General features: G+C 36.5%; 25 protein-coding genes. 8 read left to right on the top strand and 17 right to left on the bottom strand.

Annotated features, from left to right (window positions below; genetic code table 11):
- The first annotated feature begins 28 nt into the window (after positions 1 to 28).
- Positions 29 to 331, top strand: a complete 303-nt coding sequence (locus ACLBXA_RS10235; protein WP_001102514.1) for a DUF3910 family protein — start codon at positions 29 to 31, stop codon at positions 329 to 331.
- 170 nt (positions 332 to 501) lie between these two features.
- On the opposite strand, the gene ACLBXA_RS10230 is transcribed toward ACLBXA_RS10235, so the two are convergent.
- Genes ACLBXA_RS10230 through ACLBXA_RS10220 form a run of 3 tightly spaced genes read right to left on the bottom strand, consistent with a single transcriptional unit; the run spans position 502 to position 3,945 of the window.
- Positions 502 to 1,881 carry a zinc ribbon domain-containing protein gene (locus ACLBXA_RS10230; protein ID WP_150158327.1) on the bottom strand — a complete coding sequence of 460 codons (1,380 nt, stop codon included), beginning with the start codon at positions 1,879 to 1,881 and terminating at the stop codon, positions 502 to 504.
- A 13-nt stretch (positions 1,882 to 1,894) separates the two neighbouring features.
- A complete protein-coding gene (locus ACLBXA_RS10225; RefSeq protein ID WP_044783026.1) occupies positions 1,895 to 3,451 on the bottom strand; it encodes a zinc ribbon domain-containing protein in 1,557 nt (518 codons plus the stop codon).
- Between the two features lie 5 nt (positions 3,452 to 3,456).
- Positions 3,457 to 3,945 carry a zinc ribbon domain-containing protein gene (locus ACLBXA_RS10220; RefSeq protein WP_001281736.1) on the bottom strand — a complete coding sequence of 163 codons (489 nt, stop codon included), beginning with the start codon at positions 3,943 to 3,945 and terminating at the stop codon, positions 3,457 to 3,459.
- Between the two features lie 156 nt (positions 3,946 to 4,101).
- Here ACLBXA_RS10220 and ACLBXA_RS10215 point away from each other — a divergent pair, with 156 nt between their 5' ends.
- Together ACLBXA_RS10215 and ACLBXA_RS10210 are read left to right on the top strand one after the other, a co-directional pair.
- On the top strand, positions 4,102 to 5,721 hold the full coding sequence (locus ACLBXA_RS10215) for an SWIM zinc finger family protein (RefSeq protein WP_000939128.1): 1,620 nt from the start codon (positions 4,102 to 4,104) through the stop codon (positions 5,719 to 5,721).
- Entirely contained in the window at positions 5,705 to 8,461 is a 2,757-nt protein-coding gene (locus ACLBXA_RS10210) for a DEAD/DEAH box helicase (RefSeq protein ID WP_081143943.1), read from the top strand. The genes ACLBXA_RS10215 and ACLBXA_RS10210 overlap by 17 nt, the downstream gene beginning before the upstream one ends.
- A gap of 84 nt (positions 8,462 to 8,545) precedes the next feature.
- Here ACLBXA_RS10210 and ACLBXA_RS10205 read toward each other — a convergent pair whose 3' ends face one another.
- Complete coding sequence (locus tag ACLBXA_RS10205) at positions 8,546 to 9,031, bottom strand: VanZ family protein (protein ID WP_001080704.1); 486 nt, start codon at positions 9,029 to 9,031, stop codon at positions 8,546 to 8,548.
- A gap of 111 nt (positions 9,032 to 9,142) precedes the next feature.
- Between ACLBXA_RS10205 and ACLBXA_RS10200 the strand changes: the two genes are divergently transcribed.
- Positions 9,143 to 9,367 (top strand): DUF1659 domain-containing protein, encoded by a 225-nt coding sequence (locus ACLBXA_RS10200; protein WP_017763770.1) that lies wholly within the window; start codon positions 9,143 to 9,145, stop codon positions 9,365 to 9,367.
- A gap of 117 nt (positions 9,368 to 9,484) precedes the next feature.
- On the top strand, positions 9,485 to 9,700 hold the full coding sequence (locus ACLBXA_RS10195) for a DUF2922 domain-containing protein (RefSeq protein WP_001197592.1): 216 nt from the start codon (positions 9,485 to 9,487) through the stop codon (positions 9,698 to 9,700).
- 21 nt (positions 9,701 to 9,721) lie between these two features.
- On the opposite strand, the gene ACLBXA_RS10190 is transcribed toward ACLBXA_RS10195, so the two are convergent.
- A complete protein-coding gene (locus tag ACLBXA_RS10190) occupies positions 9,722 to 10,120 on the bottom strand; it encodes a DUF4359 domain-containing protein (RefSeq protein ID WP_000731400.1) in 399 nt (132 codons plus the stop codon).
- A gap of 190 nt (positions 10,121 to 10,310) precedes the next feature.
- Here ACLBXA_RS10190 and ACLBXA_RS10185 point away from each other — a divergent pair, with 190 nt between their 5' ends.
- Positions 10,311 to 10,787, top strand: a complete 477-nt coding sequence (locus ACLBXA_RS10185) for a competence protein ComK (protein ID WP_000368310.1) — start codon at positions 10,311 to 10,313, stop codon at positions 10,785 to 10,787.
- A gap of 54 nt (positions 10,788 to 10,841) precedes the next feature.
- Here the strand turns inward: ACLBXA_RS10185 and ACLBXA_RS10180 are convergent, their stop codons facing one another.
- The 5 genes from ACLBXA_RS10180 to ACLBXA_RS10160 form a co-directional block, all read right to left on the bottom strand.
- Positions 10,842 to 11,312, bottom strand: coding sequence for a sigma-70 family RNA polymerase sigma factor (locus ACLBXA_RS10180; protein WP_097891562.1), 471 nt, complete (start codon positions 11,310 to 11,312; stop codon positions 10,842 to 10,844).
- Positions 11,313 to 11,530: 218 nt separating this feature from the next.
- Entirely contained in the window at positions 11,531 to 12,211 is a 681-nt protein-coding gene (locus ACLBXA_RS10175) for a Yip1 family protein (protein ID WP_016078178.1), read from the bottom strand.
- Positions 12,212 to 12,325: 114 nt separating this feature from the next.
- On the bottom strand, positions 12,326 to 13,525 hold the full coding sequence (locus ACLBXA_RS10170; protein ID WP_000054346.1) for an ABC transporter permease: 1,200 nt from the start codon (positions 13,523 to 13,525) through the stop codon (positions 12,326 to 12,328).
- Complete coding sequence (locus ACLBXA_RS10165) at positions 13,522 to 14,202, bottom strand: ABC transporter ATP-binding protein (RefSeq protein ID WP_000631619.1); 681 nt, start codon at positions 14,200 to 14,202, stop codon at positions 13,522 to 13,524. Before ACLBXA_RS10165 ends, ACLBXA_RS10170 begins: the two co-directional genes overlap by 4 nt.
- On the bottom strand, positions 14,199 to 15,392 hold the full coding sequence (locus ACLBXA_RS10160; protein WP_086389719.1) for an efflux RND transporter periplasmic adaptor subunit: 1,194 nt from the start codon (positions 15,390 to 15,392) through the stop codon (positions 14,199 to 14,201). The genes ACLBXA_RS10165 and ACLBXA_RS10160 overlap by 4 nt, the downstream gene beginning before the upstream one ends.
- A gap of 382 nt (positions 15,393 to 15,774) precedes the next feature.
- Between ACLBXA_RS10160 and ACLBXA_RS10155 the strand changes: the two genes are divergently transcribed.
- A complete protein-coding gene (locus ACLBXA_RS10155; protein ID WP_086389718.1) occupies positions 15,775 to 15,966 on the top strand; it encodes a helix-turn-helix transcriptional regulator in 192 nt (63 codons plus the stop codon).
- Entirely contained in the window at positions 15,967 to 16,479 is a 513-nt protein-coding gene (locus ACLBXA_RS10150; protein ID WP_086389717.1) for a DUF3278 domain-containing protein, read from the top strand.
- Between the two features lie 108 nt (positions 16,480 to 16,587).
- Here the strand turns inward: ACLBXA_RS10150 and pgtP are convergent, their stop codons facing one another.
- The 7 genes from pgtP to galE (ACLBXA_RS10115) all read right to left on the bottom strand — a co-directional run.
- Positions 16,588 to 17,922: an MFS transporter gene (gene pgtP / locus ACLBXA_RS10145; RefSeq protein WP_000477603.1), complete on the bottom strand. Its 1,335-nt coding sequence runs from the start codon at positions 17,920 to 17,922 to the stop codon at positions 16,588 to 16,590.
- Between the two features lie 19 nt (positions 17,923 to 17,941).
- Positions 17,942 to 18,976: an ABC transporter substrate-binding protein gene (locus ACLBXA_RS10140; protein ID WP_001225641.1), complete on the bottom strand. Its 1,035-nt coding sequence runs from the start codon at positions 18,974 to 18,976 to the stop codon at positions 17,942 to 17,944.
- Positions 18,973 to 19,755 (bottom strand): DUF3919 family protein, encoded by a 783-nt coding sequence (locus ACLBXA_RS10135; RefSeq protein WP_000826618.1) that lies wholly within the window; start codon positions 19,753 to 19,755, stop codon positions 18,973 to 18,975. Before ACLBXA_RS10135 ends, ACLBXA_RS10140 begins: the two co-directional genes overlap by 4 nt.
- Positions 19,756 to 19,821: 66 nt before the next feature.
- The gene (locus ACLBXA_RS10130) at positions 19,822 to 21,252 is read right to left on the bottom strand and encodes a HAMP domain-containing sensor histidine kinase (RefSeq protein WP_242297727.1); all 1,431 of its coding nucleotides are present in this window, start codon (positions 21,250 to 21,252) and stop codon (positions 19,822 to 19,824) included.
- An 11-nt stretch (positions 21,253 to 21,263) separates the two neighbouring features.
- Positions 21,264 to 21,935 carry a response regulator transcription factor gene (locus ACLBXA_RS10125; RefSeq protein ID WP_000699556.1) on the bottom strand — a complete coding sequence of 224 codons (672 nt, stop codon included), beginning with the start codon at positions 21,933 to 21,935 and terminating at the stop codon, positions 21,264 to 21,266.
- A 120-nt stretch (positions 21,936 to 22,055) separates the two neighbouring features.
- Entirely contained in the window at positions 22,056 to 23,048 is a 993-nt protein-coding gene (galE, locus tag ACLBXA_RS10120) for a UDP-glucose 4-epimerase GalE (RefSeq protein WP_016099299.1), read from the bottom strand.
- Positions 23,049 to 23,137: 89 nt separating this feature from the next.
- A partial coding sequence (gene galE, locus ACLBXA_RS10115; protein WP_447617196.1) for a UDP-glucose 4-epimerase GalE occupies positions 23,138 to 23,813 on the bottom strand: 676 nt, incomplete at its 5' end.

The following is a 23,813-nucleotide window of genomic DNA, read 5'->3' as shown; positions in this document are numbered from 1 at the left end:
TTATAATACATATAAGGAGGCTATGCCTATGAATGTACAAGCAAAAATAGACTGGATTGGTACGCCAAAACCGTACATATATAAAGATGAAGTAACATATAACGCTACTTCTATTGATTTCTCACTCGCTGGCGATGATAATCGCTATAAGCTAATTGTGCTCAAGTCAGAAAAAAATACACATTACAAAATTGTGCAATATGGAATAAAACCAGGCTCTCAAAAGCCATTTCCTATCGACATTCCATTTGAACAAAACATGTTACCAATTATAGAGCAAATATTACATGATCCATATGTACAAGCGATATTAAAGGAAACGCACTCATAATTGTAAAAAAAGATATCAACGATTTTCCGAATATATCTATCATAAATCGCAATATATCAACGATTTTTCAATTATATCTATCATAACTTACGATATATCAACGGTTTGACACGAAATATCGATTTAGCTACAAAAAGAGGCTGTTCAAATATTGAACAGCCTCTCTCATATTAACGAGTTGGACCAGATACATCTTCTGATTTCAACGTATTATTTGCACCAAGAGAATGATACAACATCTTTCCATTTCCATTCACAGTTACAATATGTTCGTTGTTAAAACTTTTGAACTTCACAGATCCATCACCGTAACGAATATGATACTCTTCATATGTCGTTACTTTATATTTCGTATCACTTTGACGCTCTACATTACGAACTTCCATCGTTAATAAGTCTTCTGTAATTCCTTTTTTGTGTAAATACTGTATATAATCACGGTCTTCCTTATACGATTTCCCGCTCTTATCATAATTATTTTCAATTAAACTAAAATCATTTAATGAAATTGCACGTACGTTATCATAAATATGATTTTTTACAAATTCGCCCACTGCTGAACTTGATGTTTCTTTCGGGAATTTTAAGTAATAGGTGCTTTGGTCTCCAACTTTAACGCTTTCTGATTTAATTAAGCCAAACTCAGCATTTTTCTCTAAATGCACTTCTACCGTTTCATCTGTTGGTACAGGACCAAGTTTATAACTTCCGCGGCTTAACTTCCCACGCTTCTTACCATTCACAACTACATTTGCATCATTTTCATCAGAGGAAATTGTTACATAATTGCCTTCTAATGATAAATTTACATCTATCTTCGCACTTTTTTCATCTGCTAAATCTACTTCTTTTTCTGTTTCTAACTCAGTTAACTCTGACTTTGCTTTTGCCTTTACAACGTAAGAACCCGGAAAATATGGACCAATTTCTTTTGAAGTTTTGTCATTAGACAATTCTACTTCTTTCTTATCATTCACATATATTTCTGCATTCTTCGCAGTTGTACTTACATTCATATAATACGATTTCATGCTAAATTTATACTTCGGATATAAAAACCATTCTTTTCCGTCTTCTATAATTTGTCCATCTTTAAACGATGCTTTATCACTTGCTAGTTTTTGATCCACTGTCTCTCTTTGTAAATAAGACAGCAGCTCTTTATTATATGAAGGGTTGTCTTTTAAATAACGGATATATGCCTTAATATCCTCTGCCTTAATCTTTAAGCTCGGATCATCTACCTTTACAAACTCATCAATTGCATTCGCATCTTTCTTTTGAAACGCCTCAATCATAACGTTTACTTGTTTTTCCTTTGAAAACTTGCTTGCACCAAATTTATATGCTCCGAACAATATAGCAAAAATAACAAGAAAACCTAGCAGTAAAAATATGTTCTTCTTACTTTTCACCGGCTTTGTTTCCCGTTGTATTTCTGAACGAGAAGAAGCTGTTTGATCAGCTATTTCTTCTATCTTACTTCCACACTCTGGACAAAAATTTAAATGGTCTGCAACTTTTTCATTACATATTCCACAAAACTTCAAGCGATTCTCCCCCTTATTTTTTTACCAACTTCATCCCAGCAAACACTAATACGTAAGAAAGAATAAAGCTACCTACTATTAAATACATCGTGCTACTTTGAATCGATAATAGCGGACCAGAAATCCCCGTAAATTCCTTCATAATTTCCTTACTACCTGAAGCTTCGATTTGGATTTTTGCTAATCCATTTACACAAAGCATCATCACAGTATAAACCGCACTAAACATCGCAATCGTTACATATATATTTTTAATTGGATATTGAGCTAATTTCATTCCAGCTCTAAATAGTAAGATACATGGTATTAAAATTAATAAACCCCACCAATGCATGTAGGAATTGAACTCATCCATATATTTAATTTCTTTAGCAGAAGCACCATTAGCAATTGCCACATCTTTTAAAGACGTACCATTTAATGATATGCCTGATGTATATGATAAATGTAACGGCCCTTTTCCTCCTGGATAGTTCTGTATTTCTTTCTCCATGTTCGCCCATTCAATTGCAGTTGGAGCAAAGTGAGCCATATTCCACATATACGGTGTTGCTTCTAATGAAATTAATGCTTTATATGTTTTCTCAGGGAAATCAATTGGTCCCATTGATTTTGAACTACTAAATAAAATCGTAATAAGTATAATACCAAATGTAATGATTAATCCTTTTAAAACAGTCACTACACTATAATAAATAGATGCTGCATATGGAACACTTTGACTAATTGCGGAAAGCATACGATGTGGTCCCGCTGCAATACTCATGCCAATAAAGCTAAATAATAAACCAAATATAATACCGTACAACAAACTAATAATATGAGAATAACTAACATTAATTGTCATTGTTTCATAGAATTGAGAAATCGTCGTAGAAGAACTTGCTACAAAACTTATAACACATAAAAAAATTCCATATACAATACCGATAATACATGCTGTTACTAGCTTCTCACGCCAAACAATAGACGGGGTTTTTTTCTCTACAAAAAAGCCAATTCCACCTAATATAAGTGCTGGAATAGTTAATAAAATGAACAATGGGACATGAAGAATAAATGACATTATGTATGTACCACTTCCACTGACTTCAAGACCCACTAAATGATACATTAAAATTAATGGCGCTATGCCAATGAAAGATTGATTAATGGTAGTCATATCCAGCATACCGTTCGTATTTGTAACCATCGTTCTCATTAAATCATTCATCGCTGCATCGATAATTAAACTACTAATCCAGCCAGCCAAAAACATGCATATAATTGCCAGACCACCACCAAGTAAGCCTTTTTTCAAAGCAATTCCAGATGAACCCACATTTAGTTGTACACCCTGGTCTGGTAATTTCGTTTTCATTTCTTTTTTCGTAATACCTACTAGTAAGGAATCGCCGCATTTCTCACAATATGTAGCAGTTTCTTTACTTTCCACTCCACAAGTTCGGCAATATTTTGAGTCTTTAGGCGCTAATATAATATGACTTGCTACACCACCTGTACTAGACCCATCATGCGTACAATAATTTGATACATCAGACTGTTCTAAACCACAAGTTTTACAATACATGTTCCTCACTCCTTACTTTGCTTCATACCACAAACTGGACAGAATATAGCTTCTGTTGCGATTTGTTCACTACATGAAGAACATGATTCATTTTCAACATTGTTTGTTTGAAGGAGTAACTCATTTTCTTTCCCGCACTGTCCACAAAATTTATCATTTAATGATAATGAGCCACCACAGCTACACTGCCCTTTCTGACCTTGATTCTGCAAATTAGCAATTTGCTTACGCATGTTATAAATAGCAATATCAAGCTCTTGTACCGGTTCTACAATTCCTTTCAATACCTCTATTCGAACTTCATCATTGCGCAGTTGCATATATGTAGTTTGACCAAGCTCCAACAAAATTTCAGTTTTCGCTTGTAACTTCTCCTGCGTAATTTTCTTTAGTTGTGCAACCTCTTGTGCAACTTGCAACTTCATCTTTCCTTGCTCAATTCCCTCTTGCAACTTGTTCATACCATTACCAAACTTCGCTTGTAAATCTGACACAATTTCCCCTCCTATAAATATATAGTAATATACGAAATTAACATTTTATATATTACCATGATTTTCAAGTTATGTAATCCAAATTTCATTTTTTCTGTTTTGAGCATTTTTTGTTTATAATGGTAAAGGAAAGAAATATGTGTACGGAGGAATATTATGCTGCAACACTCAATTACGAAAGATGAAATTATGATGATTGCGAATGAGTTCGTTCAAGGACTAGATCCACAGCAAACAGCTGATCAGGAACATGTCGCTACAGCTCGGCACCTATATCGTAGTGGTGTTGTCTATAACGTTGACTTTGATGGTTATACACTATCAGGAACTGTAGATGCGGAAGGCAACGTATATAGCGTTCATATTCCGATTCGTAACGTCGCTGAAAGCTATTGTGATTGCTTCGCACCAACACAATGTGAGCATATGCTCGCTGTATTACTATCTGCAGCGTCTAGTTTCGGGCAAGTAGGAGATGTATTAACTTTATTTAAAAATAATACGAAACCTTCCCTTCCCCCTATTCGAACTGCAAGACAAGTATTGCAATCATCAGCTTTTGAAGAAACTGACTATAAAAGTTGGGAATCATATTTTGAAAAAGAATATGATTCATTTAAAAAAGAACAAGCTCGGCTTACTTATAAACAAATGTATTTTCTTATGAGTATCTTTACAGATTTCTATACGAAACTTGAGCGGAAAGCTCCGCGTATCATTGCGATACATGAATTATTCAGGTTACACGCAGCACTTTACTGCTTTCAAAAATTATTAGAAGAAATTCAGGCATTCGAAGCAAACAAAACATATTCTTATCACCAACCTGTTAATGTCATTCGCCTATTTGTAGACAAAGTGGAATCCATCGTTCGGGACTTACAATCAGAAGCGATTCCTTCAGAGTCTGAAATAATTTTACAAGAAACAGCTCGTCTCGTTCATGAAGTATTCTTCTCTACCGACGCTTATACGCAAGAGCGATTTTTCATTTATCGTCACATATGGAGTGAACTTTTAAACAATAAAGAGAAAATACAAGAAGAAGAAAAACGAATCGATACGAAAATCAATCCACTATCTAAAGCGTTAGCGTCTTCTCATCTTCTCTTTTTAAATGACGAAGATCTACTAGCGATGGACTTACTAAAAAAACAGCCTGCTTCTGTTGTGAGTCTATACTTCTATTGGTTAGAAGAACTATTAAGTGCCATGCATTGGGATCGTGCAAAAAACTGGCTTTCCTTTACGTATAAACAAGTAAAGAAAACGATTCAAGATCACGAAAATACGATTTTCATAAAAGATGTCGTTCGGCTATTTGTAATCATGTATGAAACATATGCAACACATACAAATGAACAAGCTGGTTTCGAAATGATCTTACAAGAACTATTACCGTATAGTTTCACAAACTATGAACAGTACGTACTCGCGAAAAAACAGTATCGTACATGGGCAGAGCTTCATCTCCTATATGGATTTGAAGCAATTGAGCTGTTGAAAGAGCCACTGAAAGATATTGAAAAAGAAGCGCCAGAAGTGGCACTTCCTCTTTACCATCTTGCTGCTGTAGAGGCGATTGAAGAACGAAATCGTAAATCATATAAACGCGCAGTTCGTTACTTAAAGAAATTACGTACATTGTATAAACGATTAAAACGCACCGATGAATGGGATGCTTTCATTATTCACATCGCCAATCTCCATTCACGTCTGCGTGCACTACAAGAGGAATTACGGAAAGGAAAATTAATCGATGATCAATCAAACTGAAGTAACAATTAGGCTCCAGCATGTTAGTCAAGGTTGGTTCCTTTGGGGAGAAGATGACAGCGGTACTCCATTATCCGTAACAAGTTGGAAACGAAATGCATTCACATGGCACTCCACTTCTTTCTACGGTACTTCTCTAAAAGAAGCAACCTTCGAAGGAAAACAAGGTGTGCTCCTAACAAATGCACAAGCCTTTGAATACATTGCAAACAAACCGATGAATTCCTTTGCACATATGCAAATAAACGGACCTATTACAGCACTTACGAAAGATGCAAATGAATTATGGGACGCCTTTACGAGTGGTAGCTTCGTACCAGATATGAATCATTGGCCTAAACAGCCATCTTGGAAAGTTCAAAATACACCAATTGAAGATGACACATTAGCATCTCTTTTCTCAGCAGCAGTTAATGAAAGCATATTACAAGATAATCGCTCAAATGACGGCTGGGAAGATGCTAAAAGGCTATATGAACATTACGACTTTACGAAAAGACAATTGGAAACAGCACTACATGAAGAAGATTGGCTTCGAAAAATCGGTTATATTGAAGATGATCTTCCGTTTACAATCGGACTAAGACTACAAGAACCACAAGAAGAATTTGAAATGTGGAAGCTTGAAACAATTGTGACACCAAAGCGCGGGGCTCATCGCATATATGTATATGAAAACATCGATTCCTTACCGAAAAGATGGCACGATTACGAAGAACGGATTACAGAAACACAAGAAGGTTTTAGTAAGCTCATACCGTGGTTAAAAGAAGGAGATACATTCCGAAATGAGCTCTTTGAAACAGAAGCTTGGAACTTCTTAACAGATGCAAGCAACGAATTACTTGCAGCCGGCATTACAATTTTACTACCATCATGGTGGCAAAATTTAAAAGCAACAAAACCGAAATTACGTGTCCAGTTGAAGCAAAATACAGCACAAACACAATCGTTCTTCGGTATGAATACGCTCGTTAATTTTGACTGGCGCATTTCGACGAACGGCATTGATTTATCAGAAAGCGAATTTTTCGAGCTCGTTGAACAAAACAAACGTCTATTTAATATAAATGGTCAATGGATGCGACTAGATCCAGCCTTTATCGAAGAAGTAAGGAAACTCATGAACCGTGCCGATAAATACGGACTAGAGATGAAAGATGTCCTGCAGCAACATTTATCAAATACGGCTGAAACAGAAATTGTAGAAGATGATAGTCCGTTTACTGATATTGAAATCGAACTAGATGGATATTATGAGGAACTATTCCAAAAGCTGCTTCATATTGGAGATATTCCAAAGGTAGATGTCCCTACTTCACTAAACGCAACACTTCGTCCGTATCAACAACATGGTATTGAATGGTTATTATATTTACGAAAGCTTGGATTTGGAGCATTGCTAGCTGACGATATGGGACTCGGGAAAAGTATTCAAACAATCTCTTACTTACTATATATAAAAGAAAACAATCTCAAAACAGGCCCTGCATTAATCGTAGCGCCGACATCTGTTCTTGGAAATTGGCAAAAAGAATTTGAGCGTTTCGCACCGAATTTATGTGTCCAATTACATTACGGAAGTAATAGAGAGAAGGGCAATTCATTTGAAGATTTCCTTCAATCAGCAGATGTTGTATTAACATCTTATGCATTGGCTCAACTCGATGAGGAAGAACTGACTTCATTATGCTGGGATGCTGTTATTTTGGATGAAGCACAAAATATTAAGAACCCACATACGAAACAGTCGAAAGCAGTACGAAACTTGCAGGCAAATCACAAAATCGCTTTAACTGGTACACCAATGGAAAATCGCCTCGCTGAACTTTGGTCCATTTTCGACTTTATTAATCATGGATATCTCGGAAGCTTAGGACAATTCCAACGCCGCTTCGTCACACCGATTGAAAAAGATCGTGATGAAGGAAAAATCCAGCAAGTCCAACGGTTTATCTCACCATTTTTACTGCGCCGAACGAAGAAAGATCAAACAGTCGCATTAAATTTACCAGATAAACAAGAACAAAAAGCTTACTGTCCTCTTACTGGTGAACAAGCTTCCTTATATGAACAACTTGTTCAAGATACACTGCAAAATGTAGAAGGATTAAGCGGAATTGAAAGACGCGGCTTTATCTTACTTATGTTGAACAAGCTAAAACAAATTTGTAATCATCCTGCTCTTTATTTAAAAGAAGAAGAACCACAAAATGTCGTTGAACGCTCTATGAAAACAAAAACGTTAATGGAGCTCATCGAAAATATAAAAGATCAAAATGAAAGTTGCCTCATCTTCACTCAGTACATCGGCATGGGAAACATGCTAAAACGTGTGCTAGAAGAACAATTTGGCCAGCGTGTCCTCTTCTTAAACGGTAGTGTACCGAAAAAAGATCGTGACAAGATGATTGAGGAGTTCCAAAACGGAACGTATGACATTTTCATCTTATCCTTAAAAGCTGGCGGAACAGGATTAAACTTAACTGCTGCCAACCATGTCATTCACTACGATCGTTGGTGGAATCCAGCTGTGGAAAATCAAGCAACAGACCGCGCATATCGCATTGGTCAAAAAAGATTTGTTCATGTTCACAAACTCATTACAACAGGAACATTAGAAGAAAAAATCGATGAAATGCTAGAAAGAAAACAATCTCTAAACAATGCGGTCATCACAAGTGATAGCTGGATGACTGAACTATCAACAGACGAACTAAAAGAATTACTTGGTGTATAAAGTGAAACTTGAATCAGCCCTCACCAATCGGGCTTTTTCGGGAAGTTTTACTACCTGCAAAAAAGCGCTAATCTCGAAATGAGATTAGCGCTTTTTTCTATTCCAAAACCAATTACTTATTATAATTCCCGTTAATCCGCCGCACGTATCAAGCAATGAATCTTGCCACATTGGTGTACGGTCCCCCGTATACCATTGGTGAATTTCATCAAATGTTGCATAACCCGCAACGAAAAGAATGGCATATATAAAACATCTTTTCCTCGAATGACCTGATCGATGAAAAGCGTAATAAATCAATGAACCTAGCATAAAGAACACCATAAAATGAGCACCTTTACGAAGGAAAAACTCAATAAATCCGCCTACACCTTTATTCGCAATACTAACAGGGGTTCCTCCACCATAATCAATAGATACCCATGAAAAATGCTCTTTTACAAATTCAACATTTACATATTGTTCAATATCTGAACGCATATCCTGCTTTTTATATGGTTGTGCCGAAGAATAGAAAATCAGCCCCATCCATAGTAATACAGGAATCCAAAATAACCATTTACGATTCATTATCCAGAATTCTCCTCTCTTAATCTTTTAAGGGTACCAAAAAAAAGAAAAAATTTCACGCCAAAACATGACATTTACGCCCTATTTATAAAGTGAAAGGAGGTGATACACATGGCAATTGAAACAATCGTAATGGATTTAACTTTACGTCTTGTCTTAAACAACGGATTAGATAAGAACGGCAAAACAGTTTTCAAGAGCAAACAATTTAAACGTGTTAAAACAAATGCGAGCTTAGATCAAGTACACAACGTAGCTCATACTCTCGCTTCCTTACAAGCATCACCACTTCACTCTGTGCAACTTGTAAGCACATCAGATCTTTCTAAACTATAAAGTAAAACTTCAGATCAGTGGGGATTTTATTCATCCCTACTGATTATTAGCCCGCAATTTAATCGGCAGACCCGAATCCCGTAAATAGCGGGATAAATACAAAGGAGGGAATAACACATGCAAGTACTAGAGTTAATTTTTGCGAAAGAAGATGGAAAAACAGTCGTTTTTTCGATCGATACGCCCATCACACCAATTGATGCACAAGTCGTAAATCAAGTAATGGATACAATCCTTGCCTCATCTGTATTTTCATCCATTGATGAAAATACAAGAAAAAAGGGAGCTCGCCTTGTAGAAAAAAATGTATCTGAAATTCCAATTACTCTATAAAATGAAAAAGACGAATCTGCATCATTTTGCAGATTCGTCTTTTTTCTTCGGCATTTCAATCGGAATAAAAATCTTTGAAAAACCGACGCATACATACTTATAATGTTCTTCACCTATATCAAACTCAGTCGTATATGTTGAGAAGAATATATAATCATTTCGCTTCGTATAATGATCAATTAATAACCCAACTTGTGGCTCAACATACTTTTTCGCTAACTTTTTACCGGCCGATGCCAAGTCGCCAAGGAGACCCTCTTCATTCTCTTTTTGAACTTCATCTAGCTTCTTACTCACATCATTACGCTTCATAAATTGCTTCGCTGCCCATTCTGTATATTCTCCTTTACTCGGATTACTGTTTGCTAAATATACTAGGAGGATGACAACTAAAGCCATAATAATATACTTTTTCTTCATACTATATCACCGCCTACTCTTTTCTATTTTCATATATATGTACAAGCGATGCAAATTAGAAAGACTATCACCTATTGATTGTAAACGAATAGCCAAAATTTACAATATGAAATAGAATATTAACAACCAATTTACTTAATTTATATATAATTATATTCAGAATGAAAATTATAAGGGAGGATATAGAATTATGGATAATGAAAACAACATTTTTATTTCTAGTTCTACAATGATGCTTGAACCATGTAAACACCCTTATTACCGTACAAAAATCATCGACAGTAGCGGAAACCATCTTTACTCCTGTCAGACTGCTCTCCAACTTATACAGAAATCTTGTCTAACAAATATTCATTCTACCTATCAAGGGAGACGTAATGCCGTAAAAACAAAATTTAAATTTAAACAAAACGTTCCAATTCCGATCAATCATAGAGAATATATTTGCGCTTTCCCAACAGAATCTCCTGCTTCTCCAAATTGTATTTGGCTTTTCTTCAAACATGTTCATACAATAGAGTTTTTCAAAAAAGCTAAACAAGCTAAAATTCATTTTTCAAACGGAGCTACCGTAACGATACAAATTAGTTCCCATAAGCTAAGTCAGCAATTATGGAAAGCTGGATATGTATTATCCCAAATGAACATGCAAGATTCATCACCTTAATAGCAAATAGAATGGAAGGTAGTATTTCCTTAACTTCCATTCTATTTGCTATTTTTATCCTCTTACACTATCTCGCATTTTCTCGAGTGCTTGCCGATACATCCATCTTACTTGATAATATGTCATTTCCGTCTCTAAAGCGATTTCTCCCATCGTCTTTCCTACAAAAAAACGTTCAAAAATAATATACTTCTCCTTCTCATCTAACACACTCATAAAATCCTTCACTCTTATTTCAACATCTTCAAAATGAAAAATATCCTCATACTCACCTACACATACACATCTTTCTTGTACAGTAGATTCTTTCTTCAATCTTTCTAATATATAACCACGCACCGTTACAAGTGCGTATGCAGGGAAATACCCTTTCTTTGCATCAAATCTTTCATACGCATGCCAAAGACCAATTAAACCACATTGATAATACTCTTCATAATCTTGGCGAATACCTAATTTCTTTATTTGATTTACAATCATTCCTTCATACAAAACAACTGCCTCTTTAAAAGTCGCTGGCTTCACACAGTACCCGTTTCTAAAAGGTATACCTTTCTAGTATTCCGCGGTACCTTCACAATATAAAAATAAAGAAAAGATTTCACTGTGAGTAATTTCAAATACTACCGACGGAATTTGAAATTACACTAGAGAGTATTTGAAATTTTGTTGGTGGTATTTGAAGTAAGGGTAAAAATAAAAAAGGTGACTCCTTTGAAGAGTCACCTTTTTTAAATAATATGTTATGCACCAAAGCCGCTTACTAAACCTCTTACAACGCCTAATGCAATTGTTAGGATAAAGAAGATTACAATTAAAATCGTAGCTTGTTTCTTACTTAAACCAGCTACAATATGTAAGCCTAGTCCTGTTAGAATGAGGCTCCAAATATTAAAAATTTCAATTGAAGAGGCAATTCCATGTGCTACTGTCCCTTGTTCAAATAAAGGAGCTAAACTTGTATAAACATCAGTGCCATTTCCATCAAAAATAAAGCCTAATCCTGCATTTAACAATCCGCCGATATAATAAACCAGATTAGCATATAAGTAAATCGACAATATTTTCATGTACGGTGTATCATTGCTCATAAACATCATAATAATTTTATAAAAACCTGCCGCAATAAAGAGACCTATAGGTGTTCCTAATAGACCAACAAGTGCGCCTCCACCAAGGGTAAATCCTTTTACCATTGCCCCTGCTTCACCATTTAATTCTTTTGCCAATTCTGGAGTACTAATTAATGTTAAGTAAGACACTGCTGTTGCTATAATCGTTCCTAATATAACAAATAAGAAAAATGCCCCCCAAACCGGACTTTTCGTCTTCATTCTCTCAAATTGCTCACCTGGAGAAGTAATCATTCCTAATAATGATGGCTTCTTCGCACCTACATCTTGCGTATTAATATTTGCTTCCATTATAACGCCTCCTTCTATTTATATAACCCGTTCTAACGGGCGGTTCACTTCCTCACGCAAGAGGCTACGAACCGCCCATTAGAACGGTAATGTGTAGTTCTACTACACTATTAATTACTCATAACGCAATGCTTCAATTGGATCTAATTTCGCAGCTTTATTTGCTGGAATTAATCCGAAAATAATACCGAGTGTCATCGAGAACAGTACGCCTCCAACAACAACTTCCCACGAAACGAGCGGTGGCCATTTTGCGAATGTGGAAACGATATATGCTCCGCCGTACCCAAGACCAATTCCGATTAAACCACCTAGAAGTGTTAACATAACAGCTTCAATTAAAAACTGTAATAAAATTTTACTACGTGTTGCCCCGAGTGCTTTACGTACACCAATTTCACGTGTACGCTCCGTTACAGATACAAGCATGATGTTCATAACACCAATTCCACCAACGACTAATGAAATACCAGCAATACCACCGATGATCATTGTCATAATACCGGTCATCTTCGAAATACCTTCTTGAATTTCTTTTAAATTCATAACTTCATATTTACCAGTTGCATCAGTCGGTTTACGACTGTTTAAGACATCTGCAGCTTTTTTACCTGCTTTTTCTAGATTATCTACATTTTTTGCTTGAACAGAAATGTTTTGAATTTCATCTTTTCCATACAGTGTCGGCCATAATGAAATTGGAACTAGTGCTTCTGATGGTCCCATTCCCATAAACTCATTATCTGATTTGTAGACACCGATAATTTGCATCGGTTGACCTTTCATTTCAATAATTTTACCGACTGGATTGGCATCCTTAAACACCTTTTCTTCCATTTGTTTACTAATCATAACAACGTTATTACCTTGATCCACATCTGATTCTTGTAAAGAACGTCCCTTTAACAACTTTACTTTATTTACTGCAAAGTACTCGCTATCTAATCCAGTAATACTCACCATTTCTTTTTTATCTTCAATATCAAGTGGTTCCATGCTGGAATTTGTTGTTACCACATGTGCGATTTCTGGAATTTTTTTAATTTCAAAAATGTCTTCTTCAGTTATCTTCGGTGCTTCTACCATTCCCATACCGAAAGGATCATTTATATCTGCACTATAATGAATCGGAACCGTTTGATTACCTGCCCCAACAAACTGCGATTTCAATGCAGCTTCCCCGCCTTGCCCAATCGCAACGACAGTAATAATTGAACCTACCCCGATAATAATACCGAGCATCGTAAGAGCTGAACGCAATTTATGAGCTAAAATAGAAGAGAGGGCAATTTTTATACTATCTAGTAAACTCATACCGCACACCTTCTATCTTCTGTAACTTTCCCGTCCCGCAGTACAATGCGGCGGGAAGAATACGCTGCTACTTCCTCTTCATGCGTAACCATAACAATTGTTGTGCCTTCTGCATTAAGCTTCGTGAAAATATCCATAACTTGTTCACCAGACTTCGTATCAAGTGCACCAGTCGGTTCATCGGCCATAATGAACGTTGGATTATTTGCAATCGCTCTTGCAATCGCTACACGCTGCTTCTGTCCACCTGATAACTCATTCGGTAAATGATGCACGCGATCTGCCAATCCAACTTTACCTAACGCCTCCAAAGCGCGCTTACGACGCTCCGCTTTCTTCACACCACCATATACGAGCGGAAGCTCAACATTTTCCACCGCGGAAAGACGAGGCAGTAAATTAAAGTGCTGAAATACAAACCCAATATATTCATTACGAATTAAAGCAAGCTTTGACTCGTCTGCTGTTAAGATATTCACGTCATTCAGCTTATATTCGCCTTCTGTTGGACGATCTAAGCAACCAATAATATTCATAAGCGTTGACTTACCAGAACCAGACGGTCCCATAATCGAAACGAACTCACCGCTCTGAATCGTTAAACTAATACCATGCAAAATCGGCACCGCCAATTTTCCTTGATAATATGTTTTAGCAATATTATTTAACGTAATCATTTCTCTTTCACTTCCATTCCGTCATACACATCGTCGGAAGGATTTTTAACCACCTTTTGCCCCACTGTTACGCCTTCTACAACCTCTGTCCAGTCTCCATCAGTAGAACCTTTTTTCACATTTTGTTTACGAAGCTTCCCTTTTTCCTCAACATAAACAAATGCATCATCGCCTTTTTCTACAATGCTTTTACTTGGAACAGCAATCATCGTCTTATTCTCTAAGTTTACTTGCAGAGAAACGTGGTAACCTGGAGATAAACCATCTTGATTATCAAGACTTGCTTTATATGTATACTGAGACATATTTTGAGTTGCTTCACCCATGCCGCCAGCTTGCGCCATCTCTGCACTCGTTGGGAACTCACTTACCTCTGTAATCTTACCTGTCCACTTCTTCTTATTATTTGCTTTCGCTGTTACAGTGAATGTTTGATCCTTTTGAATTTGTGACTTCTGAAGCTCAGTTAACGTACCTTGAACTTGGAATGGGTCTTTAGAAGCTACTTGTAAAAACGATTTTCCTTGACCACCTAACGCTTGAGATGAACTTTGTGCCGCATCTTTATCTAACTTTTGAACAACACCAGCGAAATTACTATAAATCGTAAGCTCTTTCTGCTTTTTACTTAACTCTTCTTTCTGCAACTTCCCTTTTTCTTTCTCAAGGTCAATTGTTTTTTGCCCTATCTCTAACTCGTTTATTTGCTCGTCCATCTGATCTGTTACTTCTTTCCCAGCTCCGCTATCTTTCGCCTTCTTAATTTCTTTCTTCAATGAATCAATCTTCTTTTTCCCTTGATCATAACGCATATCCGCCATCTTCTGATCAAGCTCAGCTTGCTTCATTTGAAGATTAATCTCTTCATTATCATAAGAGAATAACTTCGTGCCTTTCTCTACCTCTTGCCCTTCTTTTACCTCAATATCTTTCACTTTCCCTTTGGCCGGATCTGCATAGAAGCTTTCAATATTACCAGGCTTCACCTGACCAGAAATTAACTTCGTATTATTAAGCTTTCGCTCCGTTACCTTCTCAAAACTTACAGCATCAGCATTTGTTGATGCTCCTTTCTTCTTACCTTGCATAACAAAAATATTAATTGCTGCTACAATAACAATTAGTGCAATAACCCCAATAATAATCCATTTCTTCTTCTTGTTTGGAGTACGAACCGTATTTGGTAACATATTCTCGCTCCCTTTTATAACTTAATAGTTTAATATAAAAATTGTATAAAACTTTCTGAAAACAGATTACATATTATTACATTATTTTTACAAAGTTTTACACATCCATTTATATTGTAACAAAAATTCCAATGATTAGAAATATGACATTATATCTTTTAAGATAGATTTAAGGAAAGGAAAAAGAGCAATTTTAATTGAATAGAAGCCATTCTTTATTAACAAACTTCTTGCCAAAATGAATCATTAAAATCATTTTCCTAATTGCATCAGCGCTATTTTGTCATATATATTTGACATTTCATCTATTCAATTATAAAATGTCACATATAAATGACATTTCGGTACACGAGGTCTACAACCATCAATGGGAGGGTTATATTTGAATAACGTTAAACAATATCGAAAATCTGAAGGGCTATCGCAACTAGAGTTAGCTAAAAAAGTTAACGTGGCGAGACAGACAATAAATTTAATTGAAAACAATAAATATAATCCCTCTTTAGCCTTATGTATCGAATTAGCAAAAGAACTAAAAACAGATTTAAATAGTCTATTTTGGGAGGGAGATTAAATGATGAAAATTGAATGGAAAGAAAGAGTTTATAATAGTTTTGTTGGAACACTAAGTGAGAGAGATGAATACCAAAAACAAGAAATCAATAAAGAGTTATCTGTAGCTGGAATTGGTTTGTGGTGGTTAAATATGTTGGTAATGCTTATTATGTTACTTGTTGATACTATGAATCACACAATATCTATAGGGACAATATTCATTTTTCTATCTAATATGATTTACGCTAATTACTTAGCCTTTAAATTCAAGAAAAAAGGTTTAAGTGATACTGAATGTGCAACAAAAGAAGAATATTTACAACACAAGAAAAAATTAAGAAAAGCTGGCTTAAAAGCAGGTGTGCTTTGGGGCTTTCAAATGTTTGTTTTTATGAATTATATCCTTCCCTATGTAGGTTCAGAAGAAATCTCTATTTCTTTATTTGATGTTGTGCTTTGGGGTTGCGCTGGCGGATTTTTCGGTATAACCATGTATCTATTTGGTTTATGGAATCTAAAAAAATTATATTAATTAACAAAAATCATTTATATATTAAACTGCAATTTTACATACTTTTTGTTTTTTCTAATATAAAAGCTATCCAATCACACACAATTGGATAGCTTTTCAAACAAAATATTACGCTACTTTAGGATCTTTTCTCTCATGTCCACGTTGAACAATAAATAAGAAGATTGTTGATAAAACCGCTCCTGTTAATAGTAAGATGAAACAACCATCCCAGCCAGAACGATCAACAATAACACCAATTGCTGCGTTAGCTACAAGACTTCCGCCTACATAACCGAATAAACCACACATACCAACTGTCGTACCTACTGCAAATTTCGGTACTAATTCCATCGCACTTAAACCGATTAAGAACTGTGGTACATAAATTAAACAACCGATAATAGAAACTGCAATACTTACAACAAGTACGCTAGTTGCTTGCCAATATATAAACGTACCAATAACAACGCCAACCATACTAATAATACATAATGGCATACGTTTTCCTTTAAATAATTTATCACTTAAAAAACCAACGATTAATGAACTTGGAATTGCCATACCTTCAAAGATTGCATATGCCGCATGCGCTTCTGCTTTTGAAAATCCTTTAACTGTCGTTAAATAAAGCGGAACCCAGTTAATAACACCGAAACGAATTAAATAAACAAAAGCATTCGCAATACATAAGAACCATACAAATTTATTTTTCACTACATACTTCATTAAAATTTCTTTTGGTGACATCTTGTTAGCATTATCTGCTTTTTCAAGATTTTCATAGTCATTACGATACTCATCAATTGGAGGAAGACCTTCAGATTCTGGTGTATCCTTCGCATTAATCCAAACAAGAACTGAAATTACCATTGCGATAATTGCAGGGAAAATAAACACGCCGCCTTGCCAATGGTTTTCACCAAAAATACCTACACCAATTCCGACAAGTGGTGGCACAAGCATTCCACCAACGTTATGTGAAATATTCCAAAGACCTGTTTTCGTACCACGTTCTTTCTTTGAGAACCATTTCGTCATAACAATACTACAAGGTGGTGCTCCCATACCTTGTACAATACCGTTAACAACAAGTAATGTAACAATCATCCCAAATGATGATGCAAAGCCAAAACAAATATTTACAAGCCCTGATAAGAATAAACCGACTGCGATAAAGCGCTGGGCGAAAGCTTTATCTGATAAATTCCCCATAAAGAACTTACTAAATCCATAAACGATTGCCATTACTGAACCTAGTAGACCAATTTCAGCTGTACTAAAACCATATTCTTGTACTAAGTACGTACTTGATAACGTAAAGTTACTACGAACTAAATAATAAGCAGCATATCCAACTGAAATCCCGATTAACACACGAATACGTAGTAATCGATATACACGGTCGATCATATCCGCTGGCAATCTTTCAATTGCAGGTGCTGGCTTGAGCCATTTAAACATATATTTTCGTCTCCTTTTCTCACTTCAGAGAGAGACGCTGTCTATTCCATATCTCGATTATCCCGCTATTTGATATATTTTGGTTCGTCCTTCTAACCGGCTGTCCTTCTATTTCTTTCTCATTCTTCGCAAACATCGTTGGTACGCCAAACGACACTTTTTCTAAAATGTGACCCGCTTCTTCTGATAAACAATAATCAATAAATAAATCCGCAATAATACCACTCGGTGCACGTTTTAGTTTAGAAATCGCATTAACGGATAACCCTGTTTGCTCAGGTTCGTTACTTAAAATAGGAAAGCCTTGTTTTTGAAGCATTCTCTGATCTCCCATAAAGTTGATGCCTATCATATATTCACCGCTCGCAACAAGTTCTGCTGGGATATAACCATTCACTGTTACTTCTCCAACTTGTTCTGCCAGATTCTTCACATATTCCTTCGCTTCCTCTTCACCTAACGTATCAATAAGTGATTGAAAAAACGTATATGCTGTACCTGAAACATTTGGATCGGGCATGACAATCTTTCCTTTATATACTGGATTCAATAAATCTTTCCATCTTAACGGATACGAGAGACCGAGCGGCGCTATTTCCTCGTTCCACCGCTCTTTATTAATCGCAATTGCTAGCTTCTCCACTTCATAACCGTACCAATAACCATCTTTATCTTTAACAGTCTTTGAAATACGATTTGCATGTTGGCTTATCACAGGAATAGAAAGATTTTTTTGCTTCATCATTTGATGCGCATCTACTGTACCGCCAATAATAATATCCGCCTTCGGATTTCCAGCTTCTTCTTCCACTCTACGAAGAAGTTCTTCTGTTGAAAGACGAATAAATTCATACGTACATCCGCGTGGCTTACAAAATGATGAAAGTAACGCTTCACCAACTTCCTCACGAGCCGCTACATACGCAACAATATGACGGTCATCCAAAATAGGGAGACCATTTTTACTATATTTAATAGAGGTTGTATCTCGAGAGCAACTAGACATCGCTCCTCCAATTACTAGCAAAAAGAAGAAAAAGGCTATCTTTCTCATGACGCATTCTCCTTTACGAATAACTCTGCTAGAGAGCCTTTCATATACATGACATTCCCGTTATTATCACCGAGATATTGCACCACAAAGTACGATGGATACACAGAAATCGTAAGAATATCTTCACGATCATTCTTTACACGCTTACCTGTTTTATAAGCTGTAATATAAGCAATCGGTTCATTCTGCGATTGTAATAACTTCTGAATTTCTCCGTAATCTGTAATTTGCTTTGCGTACCGAATAGAATCAAGTATGTGCGTAAGATTGATAGTACGTACCACATCACCTTGACGTACTACGACATCCTTTGCTGAAGCAAAGAAATCACTAATACGCTCTGGCGTGTAATACAGGCTTAATAAATACGTTTGAAGTGCTGAAATCATCGGATCCATGCCATTCTTTCCGTATACATTTTCCCCATACTGGAACAAGTCACCTACTGCAAAAGTACGCTTATGTCCATTCAAGTACGTTACTTCTCCAGTAAATACTTGTTCTTGGCTCTTAACGCCCTCAGGTTCTATTCGAATTCGGTCAAAGAATGAAACAATCGTATGCAAACGAACTTCATCCGTTACAACAATTTCTCCCCACTTTTCATGTCTTACTTTCACTTCAATTGGAAGAGATTCATTCACCCTTTGTAAAACGGCTTGTTTATCATTTACAATGTTGATTCGATTATAGATTTGCTTCTCCATAACATAAAACAAAACAAGAGAGACAATCATACAAATGACAAACATAAGAATTTGAAATGATAGCCTTTTCATTTCTGCCTACCTCCAAGATAAAAAAACGTTGTTTCGAAAATACCGCATAATTGTTTCATAAATGTATCATTTAACCGCTTTCAAGTTTTTTATGTCTTCCATCCTTCTCGGAAGCAAAAATGTAATGAATATTGTAGTACCTATTTCTTCACTACTCTCAATACGCATGCTTCCGCCCTGCTTATTCATAATCTCCTGACAAATATATAAACCATAACCATTCCCGTAACTAGAAGGAAGTGCCTTTCCTTTCGGAGACTCATTCCACTCTGCAAGCACCACTTCATCTATACCGATCCCATCATCATGAACAAAAACCTTCGCCTCATGCTCATTTATAATTACATTCATACGAATGTGCGAAGCATCACTATACTTAATTGCATTATCAAGCACATTTAAGAAAATTTGCTTCGTCTTATCAAAATCCGCAACAACATGTACATCCGTTAACTCATTTATCACTTCAATTTCAAACTGATTTAGACGAGGTTTCACAATTGAAACTGCTTCTTCTGCCAATTCCTTTATGTTTACAACTGTAGGAGACACTTCAAACGTACTCGTCCCATATTTCGAAGACTTAAGCAGTTCCTCTACAAGTGATAATAAACGCTCACTTTCCACCGCCACATAACGAAGACTTTCCTGTACATCTTCTTTCGATTGTAACTTTGGAATTAAATCAACATAACCGATAATTGCCGTTAGCGGTGTTTTTAGCTCATGCGTAATGCGGTCTAGGAAATCCTTCTGCTTCTCTTTCTCCTCCTGCAATTGCTTAATATGCAGCTCAATTCCATCAGCCATCGCGTTAAAAGATGCTGAAAGCTGAGCGATTTCCACGTACTCATTTAACTCAATCTTACTCTTATAATCACCATTCGCAAGCCGCTGTGCCATTTGTCTCAACTGATCAATTGGTTTATGAAGAGACTTCGCCAAACGAATCGCAAAGAAAATACCGGTTGCTACTAGGCAAAGAGATGTCATTAAGAACGTCCAGCTCACATTCGTTAAAACTTCCTTCTCACCCGTTAACTCATTTATAAAACGAATACTTCCAATGACATCGTTTCCATAATAAACCGGGCTTGAAAACAAAAGAATAGGAGCTGGATCCGCCTCCTCAAAAACGTAAGACTTCTTTCCCTTCAAGGAACTCTCAATGTCGATGTTACGGTGAAGCAATGCTCCTTTTTGTGTATCTGCAACAACATCGCCATTCTTCCCGATCATCTGCACACGGACATCCATACGCTTCGCTAAATACGACGCAATTAAAAGTGAATTAGGACCAAGCGTATCCACTTCTGCTTCCTTCTCTAAATAATTCATCGTATAAATTTGTGCTTCTACACTTAACTTTTCTAAAGAATCTGCTGCGTTATGATACATATTCTTTTCTAACGTAATATAAACAACTGCATATAAAAGAACAAAAATCGGAATTAACAGCCCAACTATTCCAAACACCATATTTCGCTTTAAAGACATACCATCACCACTCAACAATCCAGTTTATAGCCAACGCCATAAATTGTCTTAATATATTCTCCGCTCGTACCAAGCTTCTTTCGAAGTCTCTGCACCATAATATCAACTGCTCTCGTATTTCCGATATACTCAAACCCCCATACTTTCTCAAGTAACTCATCCCTCATAAACACACGCTGCGGATTTGAAACAAATAACTGACATAAATTAAACTCTCGGTACGTTAACTGAATCTCTTGTCCACTCACATGTACCTTTCTTTCCTTAGGACAAATCACTATCTCTCCAGCCTCAATTACTTCATGACTTACAGCGGTCTCCGTCTTCTTTACACGCCGCGCCATATTCTTAACCCGAAGAATAAGCTCCGCATAATTAAACGGCTTCGTCACATAATCATCAGCACCAAGCTGCAAGCCAAGCAACTTATCATTCATCTGACTCTTTGCTGTTAACATAAGCACCGGAATATCCCTATCCCTCTCACGGAACAAACGAAGCAACTCATACCCATCCGTATCCGGAAGCATAACATCCAAAATCAATACATCCGGCCCTTCATTCCATCGCTCTAAAGCTTCTCTCCCATCAGCCGCTGCCAATACTTCATAACCTTCCATCTCCAACTGCATCCGAATTAAATTACGAATACTCGATTCATCATCAACCACAAGTATTTTCATTACTCTCCTCCTTCCATCATGTATTATAGTACAGTTTAGTATAGCAAAAATCGTACAAAAAAAGAGAGGGTATTGTCGAACATATTTTGTCGACGATACCCTCTCTTTCACTTATTATATTTATTTAGCATATCCATTCGGTTGCTTTTGATGCCAATTCCAAGCATGCTCAATAATTGTCTTAACATTTACATACTTAGGATCCCATCCTAACTTCTCTTTCGCTTTCTTAGAAGAAGCAACTAAACGTGCTGGATCGCCCGCACGGCGCGGTGCTACCTCAGCAGGAATTTCATGATTTGTAACTTCGCGAACTGCGTCAACGATTTCTTTTACACTGAAACCATTACCATTTCCTAAGTTATAGAAATCACTCTCTCCACCGTTCTGCAAGTCTTTAAGCCCTAAGAAATGAGCCGCTACTAAATCTTCAACATGAATATAATCACGGATACAAGTACCATCTGGTGTATTATAATCATCACCAAACATCATAATCTTCTCACGTTGACCTAAAGCCACTTGCAACACAAGAGGAATTAAATGTGTCTCTGGGCGATGATCTTCTCCAATAATACCACTTGGAGTTGCACCAGCCACGTTAAAGTATCTAAAGATCTTATAACGTAAATTTGAAGCTTGGCTATACCAATGAAGCATCTTCTCGATTGCTAACTTCGTCTCTCCATACGTATTCGTAGGATTTGTCATCGTTTCCTCAGTAATAAGATCCACATCTACCTCACCATACGTTGCCGCAGTAGAAGAGAAAATGAACTTATCTACCTTAAACTCATCCATTACCTCTAATAAACAAAGTGCACCATACACATTGTTATTATAATATTGAAGGGGCTTTTCCATACTAACTCCAACTAAAGAATCAGCTGCAAAGTGCATAACCGCCTCAATATTTTCTTGTTTAAAAACATCCCCTAAAAATGATTTATCACGAAGGTCGCCATTATAAAACTTCGCACCTTCCGTAATTGCATCTTCATGACCAGTTTGTAAGTTATCTACTACTACTACAGATAAACCTTCGTCTACTAATTTTTTCACAGCGTGAGAACCGATGTAGCCAGCTCCGCCACAGATTAAGATTGAATTCATTTTGCCCCTACTTTCTATACATCTAGTCTTGTAAATTAAGAGTCGTTAACTCTAATAGATTAAATCATAATCATTTGGCTCAACGTTTTTTACAATTCACTATCTATGTATCCATTTTTATTATTTGATTGCCATTTCCAAGAATCTGCACACATCTCTTCTAATCCGCGTGTTGCCTCCCAGCCTAATTCACGCTTTGCTTTCGATGCATCAGCAAAACATACTGCCACATCACCTGGGCGACGTTCTGTAATTTTATAAGGAACTTTCTTGCCCGAAACTTTTTCAAACGCTTCAACCATCTCTAGCACACTATAGCCCATGCCTGTGCCCAAGTTATAAGCATCTACTCCTGTTGTACTCAATACTTTCTCAAGCGCTTTTACGTGACCACTTGCTAAGTCTACAACATGAATGTAATCACGGACTCCCGTTCCATCCTTCGTTGGATAGTCATTTCCGAATACACTTAATTCTTTTAACTTACCTACTGCTACTTGCGTTACGTATGGCATTAAGTTATTTGGGGTTCCATTTGGATCTTCTCCGATACGCCCACTCTCGTGTGCACCAAATGGATTGAAATAACGAAGTAATGCGATACTCCATTCTGCATCTGCAAATGCTACATCACGCATAATTTGCTCAATCATTAATTTCGTTTGACCATATGGATTTGTTGCACTTAATGGAAATTCCTCCGTAATCGGTGACGTTTCCGGGATACCATATACAGTTGCAGATGAACTAAAGATCATTTTCTTA

This window comes from Bacillus sp. D48C (assembly GCF_053345735.1).
The sequence above is the reverse complement of the archived record's forward strand: the minus strand, read 5'-3'. Positions and strand labels throughout refer to the sequence as shown.

What these genes read in the sequence shown, in the direction of transcription:
- ACLBXA_RS10125 (WP_000699556.1), bottom strand. Translation starts at nt 21,935, where the DNA reads ATGAAAATACTTGTGGTTGATGATGAATCGAGTATTCGTAATTTAATT.
- pgtP (WP_000477603.1), bottom strand. Translation starts at nt 17,922, where the DNA reads ATGTTTAAATGGCTCAAGCCAGCACCTGCAATTGAAAGATTGCCAGCG.
- ACLBXA_RS10160 (WP_086389719.1), bottom strand. Translation starts at nt 15,392, where the DNA reads ATGTTACCAAATACGGTTCGTACTCCAAACAAGAAGAAGAAATGGATT.
- ACLBXA_RS10205 (WP_001080704.1), bottom strand. Translation starts at nt 9,031, where the DNA reads ATGAATCGTAAATGGTTATTTTGGATTCCTGTATTACTATGGATGGGG.
- ACLBXA_RS10150 (WP_086389717.1), top strand. Translation starts at nt 15,967, where the DNA reads ATGATGAAAATTGAATGGAAAGAAAGAGTTTATAATAGTTTTGTTGGA.
- ACLBXA_RS10175 (WP_016078178.1), bottom strand. Translation starts at nt 12,211, where the DNA reads ATGGAAGCAAATATTAATACGCAAGATGTAGGTGCGAAGAAGCCATCA.
- ACLBXA_RS10190 (WP_000731400.1), bottom strand. Translation starts at nt 10,120, where the DNA reads ATGAAGAAAAAGTATATTATTATGGCTTTAGTTGTCATCCTCCTAGTA.
- ACLBXA_RS10200 (WP_017763770.1), top strand. Translation starts at nt 9,143, where the DNA reads ATGGCAATTGAAACAATCGTAATGGATTTAACTTTACGTCTTGTCTTA.
- ACLBXA_RS10140 (WP_001225641.1), bottom strand. Translation starts at nt 18,976, where the DNA reads ATGAGAAAGATAGCCTTTTTCTTCTTTTTGCTAGTAATTGGAGGAGCG.
- ACLBXA_RS10195 (WP_001197592.1), top strand. Translation starts at nt 9,485, where the DNA reads ATGCAAGTACTAGAGTTAATTTTTGCGAAAGAAGATGGAAAAACAGTC.
- ACLBXA_RS10215 (WP_000939128.1), top strand. Translation starts at nt 4,102, where the DNA reads ATGCTGCAACACTCAATTACGAAAGATGAAATTATGATGATTGCGAAT.
- ACLBXA_RS10130 (WP_242297727.1), bottom strand. Translation starts at nt 21,252, where the DNA reads ATGTCTTTAAAGCGAAATATGGTGTTTGGAATAGTTGGGCTGTTAATT.
- ACLBXA_RS10135 (WP_000826618.1), bottom strand. Translation starts at nt 19,755, where the DNA reads ATGAAAAGGCTATCATTTCAAATTCTTATGTTTGTCATTTGTATGATT.
- ACLBXA_RS10235 (WP_001102514.1), top strand. Translation starts at nt 29, where the DNA reads ATGAATGTACAAGCAAAAATAGACTGGATTGGTACGCCAAAACCGTAC.
- ACLBXA_RS10210 (WP_081143943.1), top strand. Translation starts at nt 5,705, where the DNA reads ATGATCAATCAAACTGAAGTAACAATTAGGCTCCAGCATGTTAGTCAA.
- ACLBXA_RS10165 (WP_000631619.1), bottom strand. Translation starts at nt 14,202, where the DNA reads ATGATTACGTTAAATAATATTGCTAAAACATATTATCAAGGAAAATTG.
- ACLBXA_RS10170 (WP_000054346.1), bottom strand. Translation starts at nt 13,525, where the DNA reads ATGAGTTTACTAGATAGTATAAAAATTGCCCTCTCTTCTATTTTAGCT.
- ACLBXA_RS10185 (WP_000368310.1), top strand. Translation starts at nt 10,311, where the DNA reads ATGGATAATGAAAACAACATTTTTATTTCTAGTTCTACAATGATGCTT.
- galE (WP_016099299.1), bottom strand. Translation starts at nt 23,048, where the DNA reads ATGAATTCAATCTTAATCTGTGGCGGAGCTGGCTACATCGGTTCTCAC.
- ACLBXA_RS10225 (WP_044783026.1), bottom strand. Translation starts at nt 3,451, where the DNA reads ATGTATTGTAAAACTTGTGGTTTAGAACAGTCTGATGTATCAAATTAT.